Annotated in this window: 8 protein-coding genes; 3 read left to right on the forward strand and 5 right to left on the reverse strand. The window is 70.4% G+C overall.

Features of this window, described 5'->3' with window-relative positions; translation table 11 throughout:
* Both J0F76_RS18795 and J0F76_RS18800 read right to left on the reverse strand, forming a co-directional pair.
* Positions 1-434 (reverse strand): biotin/lipoyl-containing protein (locus tag J0F76_RS18795; protein ID WP_207471846.1); only part of this gene is annotated, 434 nt, incomplete at its 3' end.
* Between the two features lie 2 nt (positions 435-436).
* Positions 437-2,512, reverse strand: a complete 2,076-nt coding sequence (locus J0F76_RS18800; RefSeq protein ID WP_207471849.1) for a transketolase C-terminal domain-containing protein — start codon at positions 2,510-2,512, stop codon at positions 437-439.
* Between the two features lie 135 nt (positions 2,513-2,647).
* On the opposite strand from J0F76_RS18800, the gene J0F76_RS18805 reads away from it, so the two are divergent.
* The 3 genes from J0F76_RS18805 to J0F76_RS18815 all read left to right on the forward strand — a co-directional run bounded on the left by J0F76_RS18805 (position 2,648) and on the right by J0F76_RS18815 (position 6,100).
* Complete coding sequence (locus tag J0F76_RS18805; RefSeq protein ID WP_207471851.1) at positions 2,648-3,118, forward strand: Lrp/AsnC family transcriptional regulator; 471 nt, start codon at positions 2,648-2,650, stop codon at positions 3,116-3,118.
* Between the two features lie 174 nt (positions 3,119-3,292).
* A complete protein-coding gene (gene malQ, locus J0F76_RS18810) occupies positions 3,293-5,077 on the forward strand; it encodes a 4-alpha-glucanotransferase (RefSeq protein WP_207471853.1) in 1,785 nt (594 codons plus the stop codon).
* A gap of 543 nt (positions 5,078-5,620) precedes the next feature.
* Entirely contained in the window at positions 5,621-6,100 is a 480-nt protein-coding gene (locus J0F76_RS18815; protein ID WP_242690420.1) for a hypothetical protein, read from the forward strand.
* Positions 6,101-6,178: 78 nt separating this feature from the next.
* On the opposite strand, the gene J0F76_RS18820 is transcribed toward J0F76_RS18815, so the two are convergent.
* From J0F76_RS18820 to J0F76_RS18830, 3 genes are all read right to left on the reverse strand, one after another.
* Positions 6,179-9,361, reverse strand: coding sequence for a DEAD/DEAH box helicase (locus tag J0F76_RS18820; RefSeq protein ID WP_207471858.1), 3,183 nt, complete (start codon positions 9,359-9,361; stop codon positions 6,179-6,181).
* 158 nt (positions 9,362-9,519) lie between these two features.
* Positions 9,520-10,062: a cysteine hydrolase family protein gene (locus tag J0F76_RS18825; RefSeq protein WP_207471859.1), complete on the reverse strand. Its 543-nt coding sequence runs from the start codon at positions 10,060-10,062 to the stop codon at positions 9,520-9,522.
* 107 nt (positions 10,063-10,169) lie between these two features.
* A complete protein-coding gene (locus J0F76_RS18830; RefSeq protein WP_207471860.1) occupies positions 10,170-10,319 on the reverse strand; it encodes a hypothetical protein in 150 nt (49 codons plus the stop codon).
* Between the last annotated feature and the right edge of the window lie 192 nt (positions 10,320-10,511).

A 10,511-nucleotide genomic window follows, 5' to 3' on the forward strand; every position in this document is an offset into this window, starting at 1 on the left:
GGACGCGCCCTGGCGGCGGACCGGACGTCGTCGCGCGTCAGCCGCCCGTCGCGGCCCGTGCCGGTGATGCCTTCGGGATCAAGCCCGGTTTCCGCCAGGGCCTTGCGGACGGCGGGCGAGTGGCGCGTTTCGACCGCCCTGCCCGGCACCGGGCCGGGTTCGGGCGCAGGCGCGGCCTTCGTTGCCGGCACCTCCTCCTCGGCGGCTGGGTCGATGCGGGCCAGGACCTCGCCGGGCTTGGCCTCGGCGCCGGGCTGGATCAGGATCTCGGCCAGGACGCCCGCGACAAGGGCCGGGACCTCAACCGTGACCTTGTCGGTTTCCAGTTCGACCAGCGGATCGTTGACCGCGACCCTCTGGCCCGGCTGGACATACCACTGGTGGATCTTCGCGGTGGTGCCTTCCTGTTCAAGCGGCACGATGACGTCATGCATGATCAGAACCCCACCAGTTCGTCCAGTTTCGTGCCGATCCTGCCGACCGAGGGCACCGCGTGGTCCAGCAGCACCGGATTGTGCGGGGACGGGATGTCGGGCATGGTCAGCCGCATCACCGGCGCGTCCAGGTCCATGAAGGCCCCGTCGGCGATCCGCGCCGCGATCTCGGCCCCGAAGCCTGCCGTCTGCAGATCCTCGTGGACGATCAGGCAGCGCCCGGTGCGGCGGACCGAGGCCAGCACCGTGTCCTGGTCCCAGGGCATCAGGGTGCGCAGGTCGATCACCTCGGCGTCGCGCCCCTCGGCCGCCTCCTCGCAGCGCGGGACCATGGCGCCCCAGGTGACCACCGTGGCCTTCGACCCGGCGCGCGTGATCCGCGCCTTGCCGAAGGGCAGCGCGTAGTCGTCGCCCGGCCATTGCCGCCGCGCCCAGACATGGTCCAGCATGGCGCGATGTTCGAAGAACACGACCGGATCGTTGCCGCGCAGCGCCGTGCGCAGCAGCCCTGCCGCGTCCTCGGCGTTCGAGGGCACGGCGACCTTCCAGCCCGGATTGTGGATGAAGGCCACTTCGTTGGTCTGGCTGTGCCAGGGATCGCCGCACTTGAAGAATCCGCCGGGCATCCGCAGCACCATGGGCGCGGCAAAGCGGTTCGCCGTGCGCCAACGCATGGTGCCGCAGTCATTGATCTGCTCGGTCGCGGGCTCGGCGTATTTGCGGAACTGGATCTCGGGGACGGGCATCAGGCCCGCCACGGCCATGCCCACCGCGCGGCCGACGATGCCTTCCTCGGACAGGCTGGTGTCGAAGACGCGGGCGGCGCCGTGTTTCTCCTGCAGGCCCAGGGTGACGGCATGGACGCCGCCCTTGGGGCCGACATCCTCGCCGAACAGCACCACGCGGGGGTTCAGGGCCATTTCCTGATCCAGCACGCGGCGGATCGCCGTGACCATGTTGATGCGCTGGCCTTCCGGTCGCGGCTGGTCATCGGACGGCGGCGCGACATAGCCCTGCGTGTGCATCCCGCCCATCCCCTGCATCTCGCCCTCGAAGAAGACATGGCGGGTGACGCTCTCGGGGTCGGGTGTGGGGCGCCGTTCGGCCGCCTCGCGCGCGGCTTCGGCGGTGGCGGCGCCATCGGCGGACAGGCGGTCCCATTCCGCCTCGTCCATGATTGCCGGGACAAGGTGATCCTTCAGGCGGGGCAGCGGGTCGCGACGCCATTCCTCGGCCACGAATTCCTGCGGCTTGTAGGCCTGGGTGTCCTGGAAGCTGTGCCCCTGAAGACGCGGCACGGTCAGGCGCAGCAGCGCCGGGCCGCGGGTGTCGCGGACATGAGCCACGGCGGCGGCCGTCAGGGCTGCCGCCTCGGCCGGGTCGGCTCCGTCGCCGGACAGGATTTCCAGGCCCTGCCAGGAAGCAAGGTTCGCCGCGATGTCGCCGCCCGGCGTGTTGAAGACCGACGGGACCGAGATGCCGTAGCCATTGTCCTCGACATAGAACAGCATCGGCAGCCTTTGCGTCGTGGCGATCATCAGCGCCGCCCAGAAGCCGTTGCTGGCCACCGACCCGTCGCCGCCCAGGACCACCGCGACGGACCGCCCGTGTTCGGCAGAGCCCAGCGTCTCGGCATGATAGCGCAGGGCCTGCGCCCAGCCTGCGGTGGGGGTGTATTGCGCGCCGACGCCGCCGCACATGGGCAGGGCCGTGACGCCATGGGGATTGGGATGGTTGAACACCACGCCGATGTCGCGGCCGTCGGAGTAGCCGCCCGCCCGCCCCATGGAGGAGGACAGCGCCTCGACCGGATCGACGCCAAGCGCCAGCAGCAGGGGACGCGACCGGTAATAGCCGCAGACCGCGTCGTGGCGGCCCGTCAGGGTCTGCGCCAGCAGGATCTGCGCCATGTCGTGCCCGCGGGCCGAGAACTGGTAGAGAACGTTCCTTTCGGGAACAAGACGCGTCTCCTCCATGTCGTCCAGGGCGCGGGACAGGGCAAGGGTCCTTACGACGGCGGGCCAGTCCACCGACGCATCCGGCGTGTTCTGAAGGGTCTTCCTGATGGCGATGGACATGGGCGAAACCTCCTTGCGCGCCCTCCCCGGCGCGGCCTTGGCGTCAACCCTGACAGAATGCGGTGGAAGGGGCTTGTCTTCCTGCCTCGCCTGTGACGGCAATGTGAAACAGAATTTTCGCTCAAAGCCACAATCATGAACGGACCGATTCAGCTTGACGCCTTGGATGAACGTATCCTCGCCGCCTTGCAGCGCGACGGATCGCTGAGCAGCGCGGCCCTGGCCGACCAGGTCAGCGCCTCGCCCGCGTCCTGCTGGCGCCGGGTAAAGGCGCTGGAGGCCGCGGGCATCCTGGGTCCCGCCGTGCGGCTGGTCAGCCCCGAGGCGGTGGGCCGCGACCTGGACGTCTTCTGCCAGATCCGGATGCGGTCCCAGGACGCGGCGGCCCGGCAGGACTTCCAGCGCGCGATGTCCGTCGAGCCGACGGTGCTGGAGGTGTATTCGATCTCGGGCGACTGGGACTATCTGCTGCATCTGGTGGTGCGGGGCATGAAGGACTACGAGGACATCCTGATGCACCGCATCCTGGCGCACCGGTCGGTCGCCACCGCCTCCAGCGTGTTCGCCCTGCGGCGCGTCAAGCACACCACCGCCGTGCCCTGCTGACGGGAAACGCTGCCTTGCCAGGACCGCCAGGGTCGCGGAACCGGCATCGCCTTTCTGCAGGCGGCAACCGCCTTGCCATGACCCGCCCTTGTCCGCCAGCCGCCATGGCGGGGAACAATCGCCACCCCTGCCCGTTCTGGCAAGGTTTGAGCCGCCAGGGAAAGCGGGGCAGTCATGGACGACATCGAGGCACGGGCGCAGGCGCTGGGCATCCAGCCCAACTATGACGGCGTGGGCGGCACCAGCCATCGCGTCCCGCAGCGATCCTTGGAACACCTGGTGGCGGCGTTCGGGCCGGATGCCGGGATGCGACCGCAGGACCTGGCCGCGCCCGCGGGGGTGCGCTGCCATCTTCCCGACGCACGAAAGGGATGGGGCGTGGCGGTGCAGCTTTACCAGCTTCGCTCGGCCCGCAACTGGGGGATCGGCGACCTTGCAGACCTGGAAGTCCTGGTGGGCATCCTTGCGGCCCATGGGGCGGGCTTCATCGGCCTCAACCCCCTTCATGCGATGTTCCTGTCCGACCCGGCCCGGTGCAGCCCGTTCTCGCCCTCGAACCGGCGGTTCCTCAATCCCCTTTACATCGCCGTGGACCATGTCGCGGGCTTCGACCCTGCCATGGCGGACGCGGCCGGGATCGCGCACCTGCGCGATTCGGACCTGGTGGACTATCCGGCCGTCGCGGCCGCCAAGCTGCGCGCCCTTCGCAAGATCTGGGAAGGGCTTGGCAGGCCAGACGCTTCCGACAAGACCCGCCGCCGGGGCGGTGCCGACCTGGACCGCCATGCCCTGTTCGAGGCGGTCTCGGCCCGCATGGTCGCCGAGGGGCATGGCGCCGGCTGGCGCGGCTGGCCCCAGGACTGGCAGGACCCCGAAGGCCCAGCCGTCACGGCCTTCGCACAGGCCCAGGCGCCGGAAATCGCCTTCCACCGCTGGCTTCAGGAGGAAACCGACCGCCAGCTTGCCCGTGTCCAGGACGCCTGCGCGGCGGCAGGCATGTCCATCGGCCTTTATCTCGACGTGGCCGTGGGCGAGGCCGCGGACGGATCGGGAAGCTGGGGCCAGCCCGAGGTCCTGTCGGGCGTCAGCATCGGCGCTCCCCCCGACTACTTCAACGAACAGGGCCAGGACTGGGCGCTTGCCCCGCTGTCGCCCGCTGCGATGGCCCGGACCCGCGCCGCGCCCTTCGGCACCCTGATGGGCACGGTCATGCGCCGTGCGGGGGCCGTCCGGATCGACCACGCGATGGGCTTGTGGCAGCTGTTCCTGATCCCCGAAGGGGCGACGCCGGCCGAAGGGGCCTATGCGCGCTATCCGCTGGACGACATGCTGCGCGCGCTTGCCACCGCCTCGAACGACAGCGGCGCGATCGTCATCGGAGAGGATCTGGGCAACGTCCCGCCCGGTTTCCGAGAGATGATGGACGCGGCGGGCATCCTGTCCTACCGCATCCTGTTCTTCGAACGCGACGGCAGGGGCTTCCTTCCACCGCAGCATTACCCCGCCAATGCGCTGGCCTGCCTGTCGACCCATGACCTTCCGACCTTCCAGGGATGGTGGCGATGCCTGGATGTAGCGTTGCGCCAGAAACATGACCTGATCAGCGCCGACACCGCCCGCGAGCAGGCCGACGCCCGCCCGGCCGAGCGGCGGGACCTTGTCCGCGCCCTGGCCGAAGCGGGCCTTCTGGCGCCCGATGTCCCGATCGACGGCGAGTATGCGCCCCTCGACATCCTGGTGGCCGTCCACCGCTATCTGGCCCGCACCCCGTCGCGGCTGATGGCGGTTCGGCTTGAGGATCTTGCCGGGGAAATCCGCCCTGTGAACCTGCCGAGCACCTACCGGGAATACCCGAACTGGCGTCCGAAGCTTGGCAGGACGATCGAGGAGATCGCGCAGGGCGAGGTGTTCAACGCCCTACTGGCGGGAATAAGGAGGGAGCGGCCAGCCGCGCCCTGAGGGCGGAACCCGCCGGGCTTGCGGCCGCATCCCCGCTTGGCAGGACAACGGCCGCTCCTTGCAGGGGCGGCCGCTTCCTTCCAAGGCAGCGACGCCTTGCATCATGCCGCCCATGTCGGGCATTCCGCCGGCCGCCGCTTTCGGGCCGGGCTTTTCGGCGTCCATGGCTTCGGTGGTGATCAGCAGCCCCGCGACCGGGGCCGCGTCCTCCAGCGCGGGGCGCCCAAGGACTTGTCGATCACCACGTTGCGGCCCTTCGGACCCGGCGCCACCTTGACCGCATCGGCCATGATGTTGACAGGGCCCCGCGCGACCCGATCGGCACAGCGCGGCATAAGGGTTGTCGTGCGCGGAAAAGCTGTCGAGCGGGCGGCCTGGAGAATTTCCGCGCCGCCGGGCGCCTGCAGCTGCGGAAGTGCCGCACAATGTCGTGCGATTTCAGTCGTGTTCCAGCCGACAAGGGGCTTGAAATAGGCCGGGACCAGGGCAAGATCTCCTCAAGGTGCTGAATGTTTCGGTCATGTCGATGCCGGGGTTTTCATGATGGACACGTATCTTTTCGCGGCTCGGGATCTGGTCATCGAGGGTATGCGGGAAAGCCAGGTGGCCCTGTCCCCGGACCTGGAATTCCATCTTGCCTCGACCCTGGCGCGCTACATGCACCGGCCGATCGCCCCGGACCGGCTGACCGTCCGGCTGATGGATGCCGCGCAGCGGCGCGCCCGGACGGGCGAGACGCGGCAGATCGGTGACGAATGCCTCATTTCCTGCGCCTTCTTCGCGGCGCGGCTGACGCGGCGGGGGGGCACCATCGTGCATTATGCCGGCCTGGGGCAGACCGCCTACGAGATCGCCGGGATGCCGGACCTCGCCAGCGGCTTTCCCGACATGCTGGATGTCCTGCAGGCAAGCCGCCCGAGCATCGAGGAACGGCCGTCGCAGCAGGACGGCGACGATGCGGCATCCGCGTCGGAACGGCCCGACCGCAAGGTCCTGCTTCTGACACCAAGGTTCAGGCACTGAGCGCCGCGGCCGACCGTTGCCGCCCGCCCGCCACGTCCGGAACAACACCCTTTCATGGATCGCCCCCGCCCGGCGGCGTCACGCCATGCGTTCCAGCAGGTCGTTGGCCAGGTCCAGCCGATCGCCCGGGCCGGAATCGTGCAGGGTCAGGCGCCTGTCCTTGCAGGTCAGCCCCTCCATCCCGGGGGCCTGCGACGCGAAGTCCTCCACGCAGATGCCGTGGTGAAAGTCCAGCGCGATCCCCTCGGGACCCAGGCTGAGGGACGCCACCCCCAGCCGTGCGGCCAGCGCGCGGACCTGGGCCGCGCGCAACAGGGTTTCCAGGGGCTCGGGCGGGGGGCCGAAGCGGTCGGCGATCTCGTCGCTCAGGCGCGCGACATCGTTCGCGTTCGCGGCGCGGGCGATGCGGTGGTAAAGGTCGATGCGCGTTTCGGGCTCGGGGATGTAGTCGGCGGGAATATGGCCCGGCTCGCCGGGGACCTGGGGCGGCGGCGGGGCGTCGGGTTCGCCCTTGGCGCGGCGCAGGGCCTGGGCCAGCATTTCCTGATACAGGCCCAGGCCGACCTTTTCCACATGGCCCGCCTGCTTGTCGCCCAGCAGATCCCCCGCGCCGCGACGGTCCAGGTCGGCGGCACTGATGGCCATGCCCGCGCCAAGCCGGTCCATGGCCTGCAGCGTGCCCAGGCGCTTGCGCGCATCGTCCGACAATTCCTCGCCCTCGGCGGTCAGCAGATAGCAATAGGCCTGCGCCGGGCCGCGCCCGACCCGGCCGCGAAGCTGGTGCAGCTGCCCCAGGCCGAACAGGGCCGGGCGCAGGATCAGCATCGTGTTGGCCCGCGCCACGTCCAGGCCGCTTTCGATGATCGCGGTCGCCAGCAGCACGTCGCCGTCGCCCGCGGCAAATCCCACCATCGTCGCGTCGATCTCTCGGGCGGGAAGATCGCCATGGGCGATGCGCAGGCGCAGGTCGGGCAGCAGGCGTCGCAGGCGATCGGCCACCGGCGCGATGTCCTCGACCCTGGGGACGACCACGAAGGCCTGCCCTCCGCGCCGCCGTTCGCGCAGCAGGGCCTGGCGCAGGGTCGCATCGCCATCGTCGGCCAGCAGGGTGCGGATCGGCCGGCGGCGGGCCGGGGGCGTGTGCAGGAAGCTCAGATCCTGAAGGCCCACAAGCGCCGCCTGCAAGGTGCGCGGGATGGGGGTCGCGCTCATCGACAGGACATGCATGTCGCGCCCCAGGCTTCGCAGCCTGTTCTTGTGGGCCGCGCCGAAGCGCTGCTCCTCGTCGATGACCAGCAGGCCGGGATCGGCAAAGGTGACGCCCTTGCCCAGCAGGGCATGGGTGCCGACGGCGATGCGGATCGACCCGTCGGCCAGACCTTCGCGGACGGCAGCGGCGGGCTTGCCCGTCACCAGCCGCGACAGGTGCCCGACGGTGATCCCCAGGGGCTCGAAACGGCGGCGGAAGGTGTCGTAATGCTGCCGTGCCAGAACGGTGGTGGGGGCGCAGACGACGACCTGCCGTCCGCCCAGGGCCGCCGCCGCCGCCGCGCGCAGGGCGATCTCGGTCTTGCCGAAGCCCACGTCGCCGATCACCAGCCGGTCCATGGGCCGCCCCGAGGCCATGTCGCCCAGCACCGCGCGGACCGCCGCAGTCTGGTCCGGGGTCGGCTGGAACGGAAAGCGCGCCACGAAGCGTTCAAAGTCGCGGGCGGGCGGGACCAGCTTCGGTGCCGTCGCGGCATCGCGCGCGCGGGTCAGCGCCACCAGATGGTCGGCCAGACGGTCCAGCGCCTTTGCCGCCGTCGCGCGGCGCTTCTGCCAGGCGCTGCCGCGCAGACGGTCGAGCGTGACGCCCGCATCGGCGGTGCCATAGCGCCAGATGCGGCCCGCATCATGGGTGGGGACCAGCAGGCGCTCGTCATTGGCGAAGGTCAGGCGGATGGCCTCGCGTCCGGGATGCCGGGCGTCCAGCGGCTCCAGCCCTTCCAGGCGGGCCAGCCCGTGATCCTCGTGGACGATGATGTCGCCCAGCTCGAAGCCGGGGGACGGCAGGGCAAGGACGGGCGCAAGCGGATCCTGCGACGGCCCGGACTGGCTGCCCATCAGATCCTGCGCGGTGACGACAACGACATCTTCGGTCACCGCCCCTTCCGCCAGGTCGGCCAGAAGAACGGCGCGGTCGTGGTCCATGCAGGCGGGCCAGTCGGCGGCCTGTTCGGGCGAACGGCCGTCGGCCTGCCCGACCATGCGGTGGACACGCGCCCGATCCGTGTCAGAGCCCGCGACAAAGACGACCCGCCGCCCCGCCGCCTTGTCCGAGGCCAGGAACGCGGCAAGCCGCGCACGCGGCCGGCCGGCGGCGGCAAAGTTCGGCACGGCGTCCCAGTCCATCCGGGGCAGCGGCTCGATGCGCGGGGCCAGCGTCTCCCAGTCCTTCAGGCCAAGATACAAGGCGTCGGCGGCAAGCGGGCGTGCGCCGTCGGCCTCGGCCTCGGCGCGCGCCTCCTCCAGCCGGGAAAGGCGCTGCCCGGCGGCGTCCAGCGTTTCGGGCAACGCGGTGATGCGGGCCTTGCCCATGTGGTCGGGCAGGATCGCCAGCCCGTTCCACGCCCTGGGCAGCCGGTGCTCGGCCCCGCGTTCCCATTCCTCGCCCGAGGGCGGCAGTTCCGTGACGGGCGTGATCTCCAGATGCCCGATCTCGGCGGTGGACCGCTGCGTGACCGGATCGAAGCAGCGCAGGGACGTCACCTCGCCTTCGGCAAGGGCGATCCGGCAGGGAAGCGTGTCGCCGCCGGCGAAGACCTCGATGGTGCTGCCGCGCAGGGCGATCTCGCCCGGTTCGTCCACGCGGTCGTCCCGGTCGTATCCCGCGTCGCGGGCAAAGGACTCCAGCCCGGCCACGTCCAGCGGCTGGCCGACCCGCACCGGAAAGCCGCGCAACGCCTGAAGGGGCGGCAGGCGCTGCATCAGCACGGCAAGCGACGTCACCACGACATCGCCGGGCCGCCCGTCCCGCAGCTTGCACAGGACGGCCATGCGGCGGCCCATCGCATCCCGCGTGGGTGAGGCGCCGTCGAAGGGCAGGCAATCCCAGGACGGCAGCAAAAGGACCCGCCGCCCTGGCAAGGCGCCGCGGAGGAACGCGGCCAACGCCGCCGCCGTCCGTTCGTCGCGCGCGACATGCAGGACCCTGTCGTCCGCGCCAAGGCCGCGAAGCAGGGCCAGCGCCTCGACACAGGGGGGAACGGGATCGGTCATGGGCACCTCTGATCGTCGCTTCGGTCAGGGGATCTGCCCGGCATCGCCCTTAGGAATTTCGGCCGCCGCCTGTCGGTTCCCGTCCGGCACCGCCAGGCGGGCGCCCGTCGCAGGCGCCGGCACGGTCCCGAGGTTCCGACGGCGGCCGCGGCGCCGCTTCAGCGCCCGAGCAGTTCGTCGGTGCTGACGACCTCGCCATAAAGAAAGGCCAGCGCGTGCATGAAGGCGGCCTGGACCTGGGGTGCCGTTGTCGTGGCGCCCTGGAACTCCACGTCGCGCGTGGCGCAGGCGTCGTGGACGGTGATCGTCCGGTAGCCCAGGTCGTTGGCCCCGCGCGTGGTGGCGTCGATGCACATGTGGCTCATGGCGCCGACCACGACCACCTCCTCGACACCGTTCCTGTCCAGCAGATCCTTCAGTTCCGTGTCGCGAAAGGAATTCGGGAAGTTCTTGGTGATCACGGGCTCGTCGCCCTGCGGCGCCACCGCCGGGTTGATGTCGACGCCCGGGCTGCCGGGCACGAAGATCGGTCCGCCCGGCATCTCGTGGCGGATGTTGACCACCAGATCGCCCTTGGCGCGGGCGTGATCCATCACGCGGGCGGCATTGGCGGCGGCGGCCTCGATCCCCTGGAGGGGATAGTTCCCCCCGGGCCAGTATTCGTTCTGCAGGTCCACGACCAGGATGGCGCGCTTCGGCATCGGGTCTTCCTTTCGGCTGGGTGACGGCTTGCCCTCACCATGATTTCGCTCGGTCATCCCCCCATTGGCGGGAACGGCGAAAGGCCGGGCAATACGACCTTGGTCGGCTACGGATCGGCGTCGGGGTCCGGGGCGGCACCTTTTCGACTTTTCGACGATGATGCGCTCCTCGTCCGTGGAATGGCCATGGCGGCAAAACCGCGCGGGTCGAGCTGATCCCCGATCCAGCCAAGCGCAGCACCCAGGATCAAGATCATGCCGCCAATCCCCGCATTCCGCAACGGCGGGGACGGCGGCCTTGTCCCTATCGCTGGAAGACATAGCTGCCCGGCGCGTCGCCCAGCAGCGGATAACCCTTGTCAGGCGCGCCCAGGCCGGGCACCGCGGACCCGGCCCCCGACCGCGCGGCCAGCCAGCCGGCCCAGGCGGGCCACCACGATCCAGCGGCG

This window comes from Paracoccus fontiphilus (assembly GCF_017356265.1).
GTDB lineage: Bacteria > Pseudomonadota > Alphaproteobacteria > Rhodobacterales > Rhodobacteraceae > Paracoccus > Paracoccus fontiphilus.